Raw genomic sequence first — 17,585 nt, 5'->3', positions numbered from 1 at the left:
TTTATATTCTGCTAATTATTCTCGTCTCTCTCTGGCGTTCTCGATCAGTTCCTGCATCTTCTCGCACAGATTCTCCTGTTCCTTGTTCTCCAGCTCATTGGCTGCGATCTGCATCAGATCATCTACGTAATCGCTGAAATCGTCTCTCCAGTTTGCAAAATACCAGTCTACATTTTTATCGAATGCTTTTACCTGGTCGAATACGAAGTTGCCATATATCCAGTCAAGATCATCTCCAAGCACGATGGTACTCATGTATTCGTAGATCATCTGCAGGCTCTCTCTCATGATATCTTTGCCGACCTTCTTATCAAATTCTGCCGCCGGTGTAGATACCTTCAACAGCAACGCAAGGTCAAAGATTGTCAGTCCGCTCTTCTTAAACTCATCTGTTTTTAACTTACCGATATGCTTCATCAAAAGGCTGTTCTCAATTGTAATCTTACCGGCGCTGTTCTTCTCTGCCGTAAACTTCTTATCCATATAATTCAGGATTGTCTTAACAACGACCGGATTAATGATCAGCGCATCCAGCACTTCATAGTAATGATCACAAGGTGTACCATTCGATACCACAAACTCTTCGGTATCAATACCATTTAACTGCAGTCTGTAGAGATATTTGCCCTCTGCAATTTTCCGGTAACTGATCAGATTGAAGATCATACCAAGAATAAATGCACGGTAAATTCTTCTCTCCTGACGTTCCTGATTCTCGTCATCCAGATCCGGCAGACAGGTAATGATATGCCATTTACGGTCGATATGCGGAGTGATCACCGGTGTCTTATCTGACTTCGGCTTAATCTGGCTGATCAGTTCATAATATGCCTTGTAATACTCACCTTCGCATCTTCCGTCTGCTTCGCTTCCCGGAGCGAACTTGGACAGACCATTGGCACGCAGCCCGTAGATTGCCTGATAGAACATGATCATATTCAACGGAATATCTTCATCCGGATTGCCACCGTAATTGCCAAGTTCCTGAGCGATCAGCATAGATCTCGGAGAATCATCCTTCGGATCCAGCTGCTTGCTGTATGTGCAGGCTGCGATTGGTTCCCTCTGTTCTCCAAGCGGTCTTTCGATAAATGGATTAGAAAGACTTCTGGTCTCTGCGATCACACGGCGCACATACTGTTCTATACGTCCATAATCATATTCATTGGCCTCGTACTTAGCTTCTCTTTCCAGTGCTGAAAGTACATCCATATTTACCGTTGTACCGTAAATCTCCATCAGAGATTTTTCAAAATATCCAATGATTCCATCTTCGAATAATTCCTCGAAGTATCCGCCATTTTCCGGTTTGTCCTTCATCATGGAATATCCGCGGACTTTTGAATAAATGTCCTCTGCCAGCTCCTTATCAATCGTAATCGTATTGCCGGTATATGGCATTTCCTTCAGCAGTCTGTTAAAGCAGTTAGCCGATGCACACACATAACGTGTAGTTTTACCAGCTGTATTCACATATTTTTTCAGTAGAGAATTGATTCTTCTGTCCAGTTTGCCAATGCGATCTTCGAAAGATGCATAGAAGGTCTGGAACGCATCACACAGATTGGTAATATAATCAATACCTTCTCTCAGTACTTCTGCCAGCACGCTGCTTGTTCTGTACTTATCCACCTCACTCAGATAATAACGGAACTGATCCTTCATCTCCTGCTGCGTCTTCTTATCAATCTTACGTTCTGTCAGCTGATCCACGGTCTCTGTCTCATCCGTCTTCGGATCATCAAATATATTATAGAAGTCATCAAAGAACTTCTCTTTTTTCTTATTCTCTTTGTCAACAAATACCTTTTCCTGTTTCATCAGTTCCAGTGCCTGATACAGGAAATAACGGACTGCATTCGGATGGATAAATGCGTCATGCTGATCGCGCAGATATGTCTCCATCTGGTGTGGAAGCCGGTCTTTCGTTGCAGAATCATTCTTTGCACGGAAGATGGTGTATGCGATGGTTCTTCCGGAATCCTCGCTCCGTCTCATAACCATATCTTTATACTTCTCAACTTCCATAAATGCAGACTGCAGATCTTCTTTTGCCTCTTTTTTACCGACCTCGATATCGTTGATCAGTCCCATCGCCTGTCTCTTCTGTGAATCCAGATCCAGCTGTCCTGTCATCACGCTGGTCTTTACAAACTTCTTCAGCTGATCCACGTACTCAGACCATTTATCGCTGACTTTCTTGTATCCACCGTCATCATAGATGGTGCAGGCCTCCTCAATTGCCTTGGCAAACGGATCTTTCTGTTTTGCCATCTGCTCAATCGAACCGATATAACTCATAGACGGATCGATATCATTCACATGGAATCCCTGCGCACGCATTTCCGAATTTGCCATGCAGCGTTCTCTGTACATATCATCAAATACCAGCCACTGCTTCGATACACATTCCTTTGCCCAGTTAAGTGCAATATATTCTTTTACGTCCTCTGTCGGGTAGATCAGCATCGCTGAACCGGCTCCCGCATAACGGTTGCGTCCTCTCTGTGCACACAGCTCACGGATTGTATTATCCTCAGATGAATTGCTTCTCTTATTCATCGGTCCGATAGACTGTGAATAAATACAGTTTGCTGCATGATCCAGATACTGGTTAAAGCTGTTCAGCTTCTTACCTTCTGTATTCTGTGCATCAAACAGGAAGCAGAAATCATATGGTCTTACATCATATTCTTCTACTTCGGAAGAACCTACGCGTGGGAACTCTACACGTACTGTCTTGTCATATTTCTCAGGCAGGGTCTTATCCCCTTTCATCAAAAATGCATCCAGCTCACGGAGTGCCGCATAGGCATTACAACGCAGATTGTTACGCTCTGACTGTCCACGAATCACTTCATAGAATACTTCCGGAAGGATAAAAAATCCTCGTGTAATATTCGCACTTGCCTGGAACTTTGTTGCCAGATAATTCTTCAGGTAAAGTGCCACCGGAAGGATCAGTCCGGATCCGGTACCGCCGGCCAGTGAACTTACAATTACCACACGCAGAGCCTGCTCGCCGGAATCTCCTTCCAGCTTATACAGTTCTTCAATTGCTTTGTGTAACGGCTCCATATTACCGGCACGAATTGCTGTATCTAATGCAAGTCTTGAAATCGCTCTTACCTGTCCGGCTCCTTCTGTCAGCGACTTGCTGTTCAAAATACCATTTACCGGGAACCAGGTATCTCTGGCATGCGTATCAATATTCAGATACTCGCCTACCGTCAGTTTCGTAGAAGTCTGAATTGTCTTAATATACGGATTGGCCTCACGGATCTCGCGCAACTCATTGATATCCGTATCAAATACTGCAAAACCAATATGCTTTCGCTGTTCCTCCGTAACCATCTTGGATACACGGCTTACAATCTTGGAACCGGTTCCTCCAAGTCCTACTAATAATGTTGGTGCAATCATTTGTCTTCCTCCTCACTAAAGTATTGCTTTATCATTTCCTCTTACCCTTTTTGATCGATCCGTCTGCCGTTCTCTGCACATTCGGAATACATGTATAAGTAAATTCAGGTGTTGACACCACAATGATCGTACTCGCTGATATGCGGTAATGTCCTTTGTAATTATCCGGTATAGACATTCCGTTAAATGTCGTATCTTCTTTACCTGCAAAAGTCGATGTGTTCAAGATCATCATACTTCCGCCTCCTGCAGCCTTCACCCTCGCAGTCTTCTTTACCGGAGCCGGTGAAAATGTCAGCCTTCCGACCTCTGCCTTATATGGTAGAAATACAGATAACTTATTCTTCTCAAAATTACCTTTCACTATCGAATCACGTATCCCAATCTTTTCGGCCGTACATTCAATAGATGGTCTTGATTTCATCTTTCTTGGAAAACGCTTTTTAAACGGTGGGATATATCCCAGAATCAAAATCAGCAGCAGTAGACCAAGCGCAATCTGCTTCCAGTAGTGTTTCAGATAATCCAACACGCCTCTGTCATCCTTGATCTTCATTGATACTGTCTGTGCCTTGCCATAAGAATTACCGTCAATCTCTGTCGACACATCAACTGTAACCTCTGCTTTACCGGTATCGGTCTCAAACATTTTACCGTCTTTATATTTTGGAATTGCAATCCATGTAGACACTTCACGGCCTTTCTGGATATCCCAATCCAGCGCAAATGTATCTCCCTGCTCATTCACTGTGCCGAGTTCTACCGTTGCATTCTCCCACTGTTCTTTTGTCAGCGGCTTGCCATTCTTCTTCGCTGTAATCCTCAGTGGTTCCGCATGATCTATCTCTTTTAATGCCACAGACTTCGGCGCCTGTACCTCCATATCAAGTGTACATACCTTATAAGTCTTTTCTGCATGATCCATATAATCATTCAGATACACAACATCCGCCGACAGCTGAAGTTCATCTCCATCAGCCTGAATATCAACCGTCTGCGTAACTCCTCCGTTGCCACCCAGTCCATACTCCTGTCCATTCACCGTCAAGGTATATTCAGGCTTGCCAAGCAGCTTAGAATCCTTAATAAACTTTCCAGACAACAGATCGATAAATCCAACCTTTACCTGATACGAACCTCCTTCAATAGTATCTCCATCTACTTTCTTGCCGCCCTTCTGCAATTCTGCTCCAAACTCTACATTTGGTTCATAATATACCTGAATAGAATCTGCTCCTTCTATATTCAGAGTATACTCTCCTTCTACAATGGATGAAGACGGATCTGCAAATACTGCTACCGCACCTTTTAATGATGTGTCTTTCGTCGGAACCTGCGTTACGTAAGAAGTCTGTCCTGCGCCGTCCGTACTGCTGCATGACACGCTGTAGCAGTTCTCCATCTTGACTTCGCCACCCTCTTTATTCTTCAGGCTCTTAATATCTACATTACTTCCCTGTGCAAATACGATCAGCTTACTGAGTGGCACATCCAGTTTCAACGGATTACCAGCCTTATATCCCGGATATTCATTTCTCTTAAAAATACGATTGCTTACAATTGCCAGTTCATTGATCACCGCCGCACTGTCTCCGGCTTTCTGTGCATAGAGTCCTGCGTCCTCATTGCTGTCCGGCACATTCTCGACTTCACTTCCCATGCCAAGGAACTGTACGTACATATTGTCCCGGGATGCAGCCTTCTGTTTCAGATCCTCTTGCAGACCTGCTGCCGGCACATCACTGTCAAATATACCATCTGTCAGCACTACGAGCCAGCCTTCCTGCGCAGCCCCGCTGTCTAACAGTGCAGTCAGTTCTGCTGATGCCGTATTCACCTGTGTATACGGTGTTCCTTCCGGATCCGGTGTATACATATTATGAATCTGCGCAATGTCATCTGTAGACTGCACCGTAATGGATGTCGTTCTGTCCGTACCCGCATTGCCATTCACCGTAACCGGATGCATCGGAAATACCTTCATCACATCTCCGCTGTCGAAATTCATCATCGCAGCAAACACTTCCATCGCATAGGTTGCCTGCGACCACGCCATATTCCCCGGCTTGTACATACTTCCCGAGTTATCAAATACTACGTAGATTGCTCTGTTCTTTCCCGCCTGTGCTGCCTGCACTTCCTTCGGCTGCGAGACCAGTATAACGGTCATCAACATAACAACTGATAACATCACACTCAGCACACTCTTACATACTTGCTTCATCTTCTGTCCCATCCTCATAACTTTTCACTCTTCTCAACCAGAATCCATTTCACTCCTGATTGAATACAAAACATAAATTTATTATAAACTAATTTGACATATCTCACAATGTATTCGCGTCAAATTGCGATAAAAAATCAGCAGAGCATCTGCCCTGCTGATCTTGTCATTTTCGCATTGCCTATATATTATTTTCGTAGTAATCATCCAGATATGTGTAAAAATGATCTCTATCAATATGATACTCTTCCGGAACATCAAAAAGAAGTCTGTCCAGCATCTGATCCATAACCTCTTTTGCCCCATCATAACTCATATCTGTTGTCACATATTTATCCAGATACATTTTCGAAATATAATCATAGATCGGATAATATACCGACTGTGGATTCTCTCTGCTGTCGTCGTGATAATCCTCATACTGTTCATTCATCAGTGACAATATCGTCAATGCATAATTATCATCCTGATTGTATGTATCCAACTGCTTCGCATAATACGTCATACTGTGATTCACGTAATCATTCAGCGTGTAATTATCCATACATTCCAATATAATCTGATGGGCATTGCTCTGAAACTGATACGCAATATCCTTCTCCTCATAATCAAACAGACTCACCGCGAACAGCGAATTAAGTGCTTCCGCATTCGGGATATCATAATAATTCAGTCCCATAAACTGTATCGATACACGATTACCATCTTCGTCCTCATAAATACTATCTCTCAAGCAATGGCTGAACTCATGATAAAGGACCTGATAATCCCAGGTGCCTTCTTCGTATTCCTTATCCTTCAGTACATAGATCTTATCTTCATCTCTCACGTAACATCCACAGGAATTGGTATCCCAGGTAACTTTCAGCAGTTCCTGGTCTGTACATTCAATCACTTCCAGATCTTTCAGATTACGGTAAAATGGTCTGAGTTCAATATCCGGATACTTATCAAATACTCTGGTACAATATTCAGTCAGAATCGGTTTGAATTTCCTGGCAATCTTGGAATTCTCATTGATCACGTCAATGAAATCCGCCAGTTTCTTCGGTTTAAAATCAAGTGCCAGATCCACGTAATCCATATCATAGATATACAGTCTATTTGAATTGTCCCGATTGTCAATGTATGTGTCCACTTCATACTCGCTACCCGGTTCGATCACGCCATAAGGTCTGTCTCCAGACTGTTCCTCTGCTTTCTTCTCTCCGTCTGCTCCTGCTTCAGCTTCATCAGTCTCTGTTCGTTCAAAGCTCTTCTTGCTTTCGTATGCTTTCTGAAATTCCTGTGCATTCCGATGCACTTCATATGCCGAATATCCTACCAACACAGCAATGATGCAGGCAATTACGGCCAATATAATTCGTATTTTCTTTTTCATTCCTCGTAACTCTTATCCTTTGTTTCTATTTTACTTCATTTTTCTCTTTTTATAGAATCCTACAATCAAACCAAGACTAACAATCGCTATTAAAAACCGTGCAACTATATTTATCGTATCTCCGGTTTTCACCGTATTTATTATTTTCTGAATAGTATTTGGCTTATCTGGTTTTGAAATTCCTTCATTCAGTTCTCCAAAACTCGTTCGTCCCGAACTATCTGTTTCTTGCGTTAAGCCTGAAATATTATTTTTCTAAAATTTTTTAATGCGTTTCACACGCATTGAAACGCATTAAAAACACATTAAATTACCTAAAGAAACCTTTCACTTGCTACATATTTAGCATATCTACCCTTTCCAAGAAGCACAATCACACCTTCTATTTGCATTTTTCTAATGCCGAACGAGCTTGTTGTCTTGTAAAAAACGAATAATCAAATGTGGCTTGCGGGTGCTTAACTATGCCTGCTGCCACACCCACTATGAAAGGAGCTTTTCTATGAGCAATCAACACAAACATCCAACTATAAGTTTTAGAATCAGCGATGCTGAACGCAAACAAATCGAAGCCCGTATCCTTGCCAGCGGTATGATGAAGAAAGATTACTTTGTCCGTTCCTGCATCTATAACCGCATCTGCGTTGTCGGTAAGAAAGAAACTATATATCCTCTTGCACAAACTGTCAATGCACTGTATCTGCAATTACTTGAAATACAGAAAGCATTTACTGAATGCTGTGAACATCAAACTTTAAACCATCTTCCTACAAGTGATGAAATCAAAGAACTGCAAACCAACTATAACAATATGCTTACAGCCATCATTGTTCTGCTTGATGGTGCTAAGTATCTGTGGGAAGGAGAACACCATGAAACAAAATAATCCTTGTTACCTGTTTGGTATGTATGAACCTGATACAGATTCTGTTATTGTTAATGCCATCAATGATACATATACCGGCACGCCTCTTATTATCAGTTGTGAAAAATGTAATTCAGCTGTCTTGCTCGATACACCTGATGATATTGCGTATCTATACCGTCTGGCACAGGAAAATCCTCTGCTATATGCTGAATTAGCTTGCAAACCTAATAGATTACAGGAATATGTGGATGCTATGAATGAATTTAATTAACAACATAATTCTTATCTCACCAGTTGCAGACTTCTTTTGCGACTGGCGAGATATATCCTATCCCCGTTATCATTATTTTAAATGCTCCCCATTATTCTAAGCCGATTAACTTTGCCAGCTTTTTTAACATATGAATCTGTTGCTGCCAGTACTTCTTGAATTCTATCTGGTATAGCTTTACTCTTCTTTATCCCCGGTTGCACTATGCAAATACATCCTCGTAATACTTTTCCAGATGTTTTTATCTCTTTTATCATGGTCTTAAAATTTCCACCTTTTTTCACTATACAATGCCCAGAATTATGACGACTCGTAAACTTTTCAAGTAACTTTCCTTTTGTCGTAAACCATGTTACAGACTTTATTGCTTGTCCAGATACTTCATATACATCACCAACACTATTGTTATAAGAAGATGAACCCATTTTTTTGACATGATACAATTCAACAACCAACTCATTATCTGTCTCATAAATTGTAATATAATCCGCCATTTCACCCGAACCATGGTCGTATATAATATATTTAAATTTTTCATTTGCTTCTAAAATTTTATATAATGCATCCTGAATTGACACCCTCGTATCGCTGTCATTTTTTCTAAATTCCAATTTTAAATTTGTATCATAATGCTTCCAATCAACACCTTCTATTATATTACTGTCAAATAACTCGCTCTCAAAATCACCTTCAATTACATCAATGCCTGTTATCGTCATGTCCTTTATAGTTTTATATATTAGTGGTTGTTCCGTAAGAAATTTGTCCATTGGTATTTCTTCTTTTCCTGAACATACAATAAATCTATTTCCCAAACTTCTATATCTGGCTTTTATATCACATTCCAAGTTCTCTGAAATTTCTCCAACCGAAACCTCAACTGACACTTTTGTCTTCTCACAATTTTTCACCACAACCATCGCGTCCGTTAATCTGCACCACTCGTAATCCGACTCTTTTCTACGATACTTAATAACAGGATCACAACTATATGTTTCCGCAGTAAAATCCGCATAAAAGATATCTTCTGGATATTCTACAAGAGCTTTGGGCTGAGGTAAAAAATCAAAATTTGTATTTGTTTTTACTTTTATATCTTTATTTGCTATTTTCTTTCCCAACCCATCACACCACTGTATATAATCTTTTAAGTCTTTGTAAGCACTGCTCCAAACTTTCGAAGCACTACTATAGCCAATTGTAACATCTCCTTCTGCATCATCTACTGCTTTACAAAATGCATGCCCCGCAGAATACATTCTTCCCGAATCTTTATCAATTGCATCACTCACATCTGAACCTGCCATTATTCTATATGATTCTCCTGATTGCGATTGCTTACTCAACATTCCTGAATTAAAAATCTCGAAGTTTTTGAGTTTGCCCAATACTTTATATATTTCTGATTTTGGTATCGGATCATAAGAATCACAAAATGATGATACCAATTCATCATACATTGCTTCAGAATGTTTCTGTGAATATATATGTACCATATGAGTTTGTGTTTGATAATGTATTATATATAAAATATATTCAAGATTGACCTTATCACCACTTCCCATCCAAAGTGGTGAAACATATTCCAAGCCAATTCCTACTACCGTATTTTCTTGTTTATTTCTTAATATTCTTCCTGCCACGTTACACGCCTCTGGAAATTCGGCATTTATATCAAAACTCATAGAACGATAGATTTTCACATGACAATTAGGTCTGATTGCATGAACAGGGACATTTTCAAGAATACGCTCATCTTCCACAACATATTCTTTATAATAATTTCTATTTTGCTGTTCACTTTTATTCTTTCCTTCACTCATTCCAATGATCATATCCTGCCATACAGCATCTTTAGAATAAAGTAAATTGTTTTCAATTTCTAATTCTTCATTATTTACCGCAATAAATTTTGCCTTTCCTATATTCTTTGCATTTGTCCGAGCAAATCTACCAATAAACTGTAATGTACTCGCAAGCGATTTATGAGGAACATGTATTGCTGCAATTTTAAGATTAGGAAAATCATAGCCTTCTCCTAGCATATCTACACACACAATTCCATCCAGTTCTCCAGAATGCAACAATTTCAAAATATGCTTAACCTTTGAATTACTCATTGAACTATCCACTTTTGAAAGTTTCAATGAAGTATTATCCTTATATAACTCCTCCAGTTTTTCAGCACTTACTTTAGTATCCGTACGTACCATCAGATAATGTTCATACCCAGCTTTTCTATCATTCAGCAATACCTCCTCAGCTCTTTTAGCAATGCACAAATCATTATCCATTCCACTTTCCACAGGAACATATTGTATTTCACCAAAAATACCATCTTCGTATGCCTTTGAAAGTGGATAATCATATACTATTTCACCAGACAGCTCTTTTCGATCTAACCTAAACGGAGTTGCTGTAAACAGCACATGCGTTGCCACAGACAAATTTACTAAAATCTGTTGCCATGTTTTAGCTGGGGTATGATGAGCCTCATCAACTTCCACCAAATCAATATTCTCTTTCGCCCAATCAGATTCACTTAGACTGAGTGCACAACTAGGTGTAGCAACAATAACATCTGCTTGCTCCAAGTCTTTTTGATACTCCTTGGTATACAAATGCTCCAACTCAAAAACTTTAGGTTTTTTTATTGAAGTATTAAATACGTTAGCTACACACAATGTCCTAAGTTCAGAAAAATCCTCTGCAATTTGTCCACGAACCATTTTACTCGGCGTAACAACTAATACTCGTTGTTTTCGTATTAAATATGGTGTCAACATAAGCACAGCTGTTTTTCCTGATCCTGTCGGCATAATAACAATAGCCGCCTCCTTTTTATTGAGCGTAAAAAAGGATGATATTGCGTGAATTGCACCTAATTGAGCATTTCGTAATCCTCTGCTCTTTTCCGAATTTATGGGATATTTTACTGCATTGTAATGAATCTTAAAATAATTCCCCATATAATTTCCTTCCCAAACTAATATTATTTTCTCATATTAGTTCATTGTATCTTGAAAACACTATCGTTCACTAATTCATTTAATAATTGTCTTGTCCTTTGACCTTTTATGTCGCCTACATTCATAATGCAAAAATCTACAGATGCCTTTCTAATAATCACATTCTTTCCATATTTTTTGAATCTGCTGACTTTTCTGCTGATTCTGCTGATTTTCTGTTAATTTGTTATCAGCTCCTTTTTCCATCCTCATCACAAGCATCATCTAATCGAGATTTGTATCTTCAATCAATCTGGCATTAGTCTCAACTCAGTCTCATAATCTCACCTTAAAAATGAGACTAAGTTGAGACTGACTTGAGACTAAGTTTTTCCAACACGCTAAAAGTCCCGATTTTATCACGTTTTTAGATTTTTCTTCAGTCTCATAAAGTGTCAAAATTTATGAGACTTTGTTGAGACTAACTTGAGACTGTCTCATTACAATGTCCATGTAGAAGTCTTTTTATCGTAAACGGCTCCTGTTACTTTTTTGATTTTAGCATAGTCTCTGAATACCGTTGCTCTTGATATATCAAGTTCTGCCATTACCTGTTCAACCGATAAGTGCAGGTTTTCACAAATCATATTATATATTTTTTGTTCTCTTTCAGATAATTTTTTCTGTTCTGTTGCTTCATCTGCTGCTATTCTGTTTAATGGTATATTAATTCTAAATACATCATCTTCAATCAATTCCGGCTTACCACCATCTGAATACATTGGTGTATACTTATAAAGATTTCTTACTCCCGAGCCAATAGTATCTGTTCTACCAATATTAGCAAAAAATTGCTGAATTAAAGGATTCTTTGGATAAGGAGTGAACTCATCACTCATAATATTTCCATGGCGTCTAGGAATACACCAATTTTCTGTTCTCAGCCAATCCTTTTCGATAATCACCTTTGCCGGATATGCACTTGAATAATCTCTATGCACAAGTATATTGCCAATAACCTCTCTTGAAATAATACCTCTAATACTCGTGCTAATATTGTTAATTAAGCAAAATTTATCCAATGTATGCTTCGCAACAAATTCCATTAAAAGATCATATGCCTCTATTAAATTAGTTGTTACCTGCAATCTATCATCATACCTATCTAGATTCTCAACCCTATATAATGCATCGGTAATATATCCTGGACAACAAGACCTTATCACGTCATCTTTGCCAAACAATAACACACCCGCAAGATTATAGCCTTGAATACCTGATGAAAAATCTTTTTCCCATAAGCCAGCACTCTTCAATATTTCCTCATCAGACATTTTCAACCAAGGATGATCCGGATTTTTGCTCTTTGCAAGATTTCTTACTTTATCCATCAGATCCATGCGTAGATCTTCCGTTGTAACATATGGAAATATCTTGTGCTCCGCATATGTGTTGCTTTTTCTGTTGTACATATTCTGTAACTGGATAGGCGAATCTGTAATATCCATATCTCCGTCTTCATTTCTGTCATATATTCTATTAATGCATTTTTCAACAGTAGATGTTGGTGGTATATACACCCATAATAATACTTTACCTTCATATTCAAATTCTTCTATAGAAAGATAGAGTGTAGGTGACATTCTGTCGGGATTGTTAAGCTGATTAACAAAGTTTTTTCTCATATCTTTACTCATATTTCTATTAATTCCAATTGGTGTTCCATCATCCTCTACACCCATGATAATATAGCCGCCATATCTATTAGAAAATGAGCACACAGTTTCATACACATCTTCCTGAATGCCATACTGACAGGTTTTGTACTCTACTGTTATTTTTTCATCTTTTGAAAGCAAGTCTCTCATAAATTCAATTGTCATTCTATCGCCTCCAATTTTCATTTAATGTACCACTTCTCAAATATCTGAGCATTATCACTATCTGTCCTCGACTCAGCCTGAGCGAACTTTGTTAATGTTGGCAAATTAGTTGCTATTAGTAGCAGAGCAAAAGAAAAAGTCTCGGAATCCGCTTGTTTAGCAGGTTCCAAGACTTGTAGCTCTTATTCGAATTCTTTATATTCTAATATAAAATTAACTTATTTTGTTTAAGTTTTATTCCAATATGGGACATATTTTTATATAAATTACAATGATTATTTCGACCTACTGAATGGTTGTTGCCAAACTGTTGCCATAGGCTAATTATAAAATGTCAACATATAAAATGCAATATGAGTATTTGAAATTCTTCATATTTTAAGAAATAATATACTCAATCTTTTTTATCTTACTTTTGTTATAATAATCTTTTCATCCGAAGAAAAATATATCTTGGGATACATATTTCCAAATCCTCGCACTGTTTCCGAATATGCAACATATTCTTTATCAACTGAATCAATATCATTTAACTCAAGTACAATATCTAAATTTAAATGAGAATAAGTCATTTTATTTATTTCCATTATATATTCTTTAACTTTAAATTATATATGTCTTTTTGACTATCTTTTTATATCTCCTTAAATGTCCGCAAAGCCTTATTTTATAGGCTCTACGGGCATTTTGCTTTTGTGGTAAACCTCACATATCTAGGTCTATCTTCTTATATTTTCGCTATCAAGCGTGGTTAAAATCGTGGTAAATACTTCTATGCGATTAGACGCTGAACCTCTGATTTTGCGGTATCTATGGACGCATGAGCGTACCAGTTCATTGTGATACTAATGTTTGAATGTCCCATGATATACTGTAAATCTTTTGGGTTCATGTTCTTGCTTGCCAGTCTTGTGCAGAATGTATGGCGTAGCGTATGCGGTGTGATATGTGGCAAGGGATTGTCCTTGTGGTGCTTGTTATATTTCTTTACCATACGGACAAATAAGGCGTTGTAATCAATCGCAACTTTGGGCTTGCCTTTATGATTGACAAATAAGAAATTGCTCTGTCCGTCTATCACAAATGGTTCTGCCTTTGGGCGTTTCTTCATAACCCGTTGAAATGCCTGTATTGTTTCTCTACTTAATGGCACTTGTCTTATTCCGCTTTTCGTCTTAGGCGTTTCAATATAATAGCCCTGTTCCTTGCTCTTTAGTAACTGGTGGTCGATAATTACAACTTCATTCTTGAAATCAATATCAGCTACTGTCAGTCCGCACAGTTCCGAGATACGAAGTCCAGTCTTTAACAGTATCAGCACATCATCATAATGCTTGTGATACACATTGTCTGTCTTGATAAATGAGAGTAAGGCTTGTTCCTGTTCCTCTGTTAATGCGACTTTCTCTTTGGTATCATTTTCTAGGACTTCACTTAACTTAAAATCAAAAGGGTTCTTCCTTACACAATCGTCTTGTATGGCGATATAGAATGACGCTTTTAACGAGCGTTTATGGTTGTTAATGGTGTTATAGGAAAAGCCCTTGTCTTTCATGCGTAACGCCCATTCTTTAGCGTCAGAGGGCTTGATTGTATCAATGCTCCTAGCACCTAATTTGTCCTCTTTCAATAACCGCATGAGTTGTTCCCGTTGTTTTTGTGTGCTTTTCTTCACATTTGCCCTCTGTAAGTTCTGTTTGGCATAGAGTTGGCAAAGCGTCATTTTCTTGCCTGTGCTGTCGATACCGTCCTCAATATCCCGTCTTATCTGCTGTTCCAGTTCACGAAGTGAGGGTTTTTCCCGTTTTTCCTTTGGTGTCGGGTCTGTGGGTGTCAATCTCCAAGCATACACATATTTTGTGTTTCCAAATGCGTCTACATATTTATATAAGTATTTCCCGTCTGTTCGTTGGCTCTCTCCAGTATGCAGGATACGTCCTTTACTATCCCGTCTTTTTTCTTTCATGGTGTCTGCTCCTTTCCTTGTTGGAAAGAGCCTTGATATGACTTGTGTTCATCATAACACATACAAGGCTCATTTGCATTAGATTGCGTCCAATTTGTCAATAACCTGTTCAAACTGTCGGCGTTTAATCTGTATGCGGTTGCCATTCATAATGAGCCAGCCAGCGCCCTTGTTTTCCTCTGCCAAGCGTCTTAACTTGTTTTCTCCGATACGGAAATACTTTGACGCTTCTTCAATGGTAAGGGTATATTTTTCCCATACGGGAATATCCTGTGCATTACTCATAAAACACCCCCTCACTTTCGATTACATCTGCTATATCCGTACACATCTGTTCTACAAGCATTTCCTGTTTTTCGGAAAGGTGGGTACATTCATCAATCATTTTCATGTAGTTTGAGCCTGTCAGCCTGTCGATTTCCTCTATCATCACGATTGACGGCATGACCTGTCTTTCCAGCCATTGCAGAGTGCGTTCCATATTGACAGGTACGGGGTTCATTTCAAAAGGTAAACTGTCATGGGAAATGAATATCTCCCACAGCGGATAATCGGGAAATTGCACAAAATCAGTAATAAGGTAAAACACCAACCCATGAGGGTTATATGTCAATAACAATTCCTCAACTGCCTGTACTGCCTTTTTATCACGCAGACGAATTTCAAAACGGTTGATAATATCCGTATGTTTCTTTTTGGTTGCCTGCTCCTTTTGTTTTTCATACAGGCAGAAATATTTTGTGCTTGCCTTTGAGCCGATATAAAGGGTACTTGCTAAATTACGTTTTTTTTCGCTTAGTTTTCCACCTTGTACATTTTCATAGTTTTTACAGCGACAATCCGCACCGCCATTTTTGTATTTTTCAGACAAAACGGGAATATCCAGCAGACCGCACATATCATTGATTGCCAAGTCAAAACGTCGGATAACACCGCCACAGTCAAGACAGCGGTTTAAAAATGAATACCAATCCCTGTTCTGTGCCTGTAAGACATATTCCATGTTGCGTGAGCCTGCCCCTTTTAATTCTAAAAATACACCCATGTGTTCATCATCAGAAGCCATGACCTTGATTTCCCCGTAGGCATAATGCTCCTTATAGCCATAATACCCATAGTCATAATGGATAAAATAGTCCGCTTTCATGCCAAGCACTTTTCGGATAACTTCTAATGCGTCAGTCGTTGGAAAACGGACAGACAGATAATCAACGAGCAGATAAAAAGGCTTATCACAGACATAGTAATTCAGACAACGCAGGATAATGTTCTGTGTTTCTTTACTTGCGTTGGCTTTTCCGTTCTCAAAGCGGTTGATACTATATCTTGATACATGGGTAAGACTTGCAAGTTCTCCTTGTGAAAGACCGCTTGCAAGACGTTTGTTCTTCATTTCAAGTGCAAATTCTAAATTGTTCATTGTATTCCTCCAATCCCACAACAGCCTTGAAATACCTGTAAACCACTATTCAAAAGAATGTGAAATTACTATCTTCTTAAAACTTCTCATTACTACTCACAGGTTTGGGGTTGTATGGTTTTTGACTTGTCTTTTGTGAAATAGTGCCCCCCTGTTAGATAACGGGGGCACAGTCAAGGCTCGCAGGCTCGCCAGCCGACAAAGCATTTCTTCCCCTTGACACAAGGTGTCATGGCGGTAAGCCTGAGAGGCTTCCGCCACCGTGTCAGAAATACTTTGTCAGCAAGTCCTGTTTTGCCTTTTCTAACAAGTTCCATTTCAACCAATATTCATATCTACGGGTTTAATCAGATGGGGATTTCTTTTTGAATGTTTTTGTATTTCATTCTATTGTACTTATTCACTCACAATAGTATAGTAATTCTTATATGCTTATTTGTCAATATCTTTTTTTGCCTTTACAAATCATATTAAGCATGATAGACTTATAACAGTGAAGATATAACGAGATATGGAGGGTTGTGCAATGAAAATAAGCCATTTAGGAAATAATATACAGACCATAAGAAAATTTAGGGGAATGAAACAACAGGAACTTGCGGACAAAATCGGTATCAATATGCAGAGCCTTTCCAAGATTGAAAGAGGGTTGAACTATCCTGCTTATGAAACGCTGGAAAAGATAATGGAAGTGCTGGACGTAACGCCGAATGAATTATTATCGGGAGAATGGAAGTATGTCAATCAGTCTGAAAAAGAAGTCTGTCAGTTTTTAAGAACAGAAGAACGTCTAAATGCAGAACTGAAACACGGACACTATGATAACTTCTTTGACAGCGAGGAAGAATGGCTGGAATATGAATTGGAAAAGTTACGGGAATACATTACAGACTATATCAACGGGAAAAGCATTGAAGCGTCCGACCTTTACCCAATCAAAGAATTTATCCAGCATTTGAAGTTTCAAAAATTACTAGACCGCTATGATGATTTATACAGTATGGATATGTTTGGGGAAAGCATAGAGGGACATAAATATAGGACACCTTATCAAGTCGTGAAAATGATAAATCCGAACTCAAAAGAGGATATGGAACTGTTACGGGAAGTATTAAGAAATAACCATTTTGATGATGAGGACGAGTAATCTTTTTCCTCTTGCGAGAAGATACAGCAAACAAAAAGCCCGATCAAGAGTGCA

11 protein-coding genes are annotated in these 17,585 nt (G+C 38.9%); 3 read left to right on the top strand and 8 right to left on the bottom strand.

The window, feature by feature from the left end:
* Positions 1 to 15: 15 nt before the first annotated feature.
* The 3 genes from DWZ93_RS04440 to DWZ93_RS04430 all read right to left on the bottom strand — a co-directional run bounded on the left by DWZ93_RS04440 (position 16) and on the right by DWZ93_RS04430 (position 7,028).
* A complete protein-coding gene (locus tag DWZ93_RS04440; protein ID WP_118452089.1) occupies positions 16 to 3,423 on the bottom strand; it encodes a tubulin-like doman-containing protein in 3,408 nt (1,135 codons plus the stop codon).
* A gap of 31 nt (positions 3,424 to 3,454) precedes the next feature.
* On the bottom strand, positions 3,455 to 5,647 hold the full coding sequence (locus DWZ93_RS04435; RefSeq protein WP_147364654.1) for a hypothetical protein: 2,193 nt from the start codon (positions 5,645 to 5,647) through the stop codon (positions 3,455 to 3,457).
* A gap of 181 nt (positions 5,648 to 5,828) precedes the next feature.
* A complete protein-coding gene (locus tag DWZ93_RS04430) occupies positions 5,829 to 7,028 on the bottom strand; it encodes a hypothetical protein (RefSeq protein WP_118452087.1) in 1,200 nt (399 codons plus the stop codon).
* Positions 7,029 to 7,530: 502 nt separating this feature from the next.
* On the opposite strand from DWZ93_RS04430, the gene DWZ93_RS04420 reads away from it, so the two are divergent.
* Together DWZ93_RS04420 and DWZ93_RS04415 are read left to right on the top strand one after the other, a co-directional pair.
* Positions 7,531 to 7,914 carry a plasmid mobilization protein gene (locus tag DWZ93_RS04420; RefSeq protein ID WP_118452086.1) on the top strand — a complete coding sequence of 128 codons (384 nt, stop codon included), beginning with the start codon at positions 7,531 to 7,533 and terminating at the stop codon, positions 7,912 to 7,914.
* Positions 7,901 to 8,167, top strand: a complete 267-nt coding sequence (locus tag DWZ93_RS04415; protein WP_118452085.1) for a hypothetical protein — start codon at positions 7,901 to 7,903, stop codon at positions 8,165 to 8,167. The genes DWZ93_RS04420 and DWZ93_RS04415 overlap by 14 nt, the downstream gene beginning before the upstream one ends.
* A 77-nt stretch (positions 8,168 to 8,244) precedes the next feature.
* Here DWZ93_RS04415 and DWZ93_RS04410 read toward each other — a convergent pair whose 3' ends face one another.
* From DWZ93_RS04410 to DWZ93_RS04385, 5 genes are all read right to left on the bottom strand, one after another.
* Positions 8,245 to 11,136 carry a DEAD/DEAH box helicase gene (locus DWZ93_RS04410; protein ID WP_118452084.1) on the bottom strand — a complete coding sequence of 964 codons (2,892 nt, stop codon included), beginning with the start codon at positions 11,134 to 11,136 and terminating at the stop codon, positions 8,245 to 8,247.
* A 479-nt stretch (positions 11,137 to 11,615) separates the two neighbouring features.
* A complete protein-coding gene (locus tag DWZ93_RS04405; protein WP_118452083.1) occupies positions 11,616 to 12,998 on the bottom strand; it encodes an RNA-binding domain-containing protein in 1,383 nt (460 codons plus the stop codon).
* 772 nt (positions 12,999 to 13,770) lie between these two features.
* On the bottom strand, positions 13,771 to 14,964 hold the full coding sequence (locus DWZ93_RS04395; protein WP_005336078.1) for a site-specific integrase: 1,194 nt from the start codon (positions 14,962 to 14,964) through the stop codon (positions 13,771 to 13,773).
* 78 nt (positions 14,965 to 15,042) lie between these two features.
* Entirely contained in the window at positions 15,043 to 15,249 is a 207-nt protein-coding gene (locus DWZ93_RS04390; RefSeq protein WP_005336079.1) for an excisionase, read from the bottom strand.
* Entirely contained in the window at positions 15,242 to 16,384 is a 1,143-nt protein-coding gene (locus DWZ93_RS04385; protein ID WP_005336080.1) for an XRE family transcriptional regulator, read from the bottom strand. Before DWZ93_RS04385 ends, DWZ93_RS04390 begins: the two co-directional genes overlap by 8 nt.
* 526 nt (positions 16,385 to 16,910) lie before the next feature.
* Here DWZ93_RS04385 and DWZ93_RS04380 point away from each other — a divergent pair.
* Positions 16,911 to 17,531 (top strand): helix-turn-helix domain-containing protein, encoded by a 621-nt coding sequence (locus DWZ93_RS04380; RefSeq protein WP_009242236.1) that lies wholly within the window; start codon positions 16,911 to 16,913, stop codon positions 17,529 to 17,531.
* Positions 17,532 to 17,585 lie beyond the last annotated feature (54 nt).

The organism is Dorea sp. AF36-15AT (assembly GCF_003477705.1).
GTDB lineage: Bacteria > Bacillota > Clostridia > Lachnospirales > Lachnospiraceae > Claveliimonas > Claveliimonas ammoniilytica.
The sequence above is the reverse complement of the archived record's forward strand: the minus strand, read 5'-3'. Positions and strand labels throughout refer to the sequence as shown.

Excerpts from the sequence above, each read along its gene's own strand:
- DWZ93_RS04380 (WP_009242236.1), top strand. The coding sequence starts at position 16,911 with ATGAAAATAAGCCATTTAGGAAATAATATACAGACCATAAGAAAATTT.
- DWZ93_RS04385 (WP_005336080.1), bottom strand. The coding sequence starts at position 16,384 with ATGAACAATTTAGAATTTGCACTTGAAATGAAGAACAAACGTCTTGCA.
- DWZ93_RS04435 (WP_147364654.1), bottom strand. The coding sequence starts at position 5,647 with ATGAAGCAAGTATGTAAGAGTGTGCTGAGTGTGATGTTATCAGTTGTT.
- DWZ93_RS04390 (WP_005336079.1), bottom strand. The coding sequence starts at position 15,249 with ATGAGTAATGCACAGGATATTCCCGTATGGGAAAAATATACCCTTACC.
- DWZ93_RS04440 (WP_118452089.1), bottom strand. The coding sequence starts at position 3,423 with ATGATTGCACCAACATTATTAGTAGGACTTGGAGGAACCGGTTCCAAG.
- DWZ93_RS04430 (WP_118452087.1), bottom strand. The coding sequence starts at position 7,028 with ATGAAAAAGAAAATACGAATTATATTGGCCGTAATTGCCTGCATCATT.
- DWZ93_RS04395 (WP_005336078.1), bottom strand. The coding sequence starts at position 14,964 with ATGAAAGAAAAAAGACGGGATAGTAAAGGACGTATCCTGCATACTGGA.
- DWZ93_RS04405 (WP_118452083.1), bottom strand. The coding sequence starts at position 12,998 with ATGACAATTGAATTTATGAGAGACTTGCTTTCAAAAGATGAAAAAATA.
- DWZ93_RS04415 (WP_118452085.1), top strand. The coding sequence starts at position 7,901 with ATGAAACAAAATAATCCTTGTTACCTGTTTGGTATGTATGAACCTGAT.
- DWZ93_RS04420 (WP_118452086.1), top strand. The coding sequence starts at position 7,531 with ATGAGCAATCAACACAAACATCCAACTATAAGTTTTAGAATCAGCGAT.
- DWZ93_RS04410 (WP_118452084.1), bottom strand. The coding sequence starts at position 11,136 with ATGGGGAATTATTTTAAGATTCATTACAATGCAGTAAAATATCCCATA.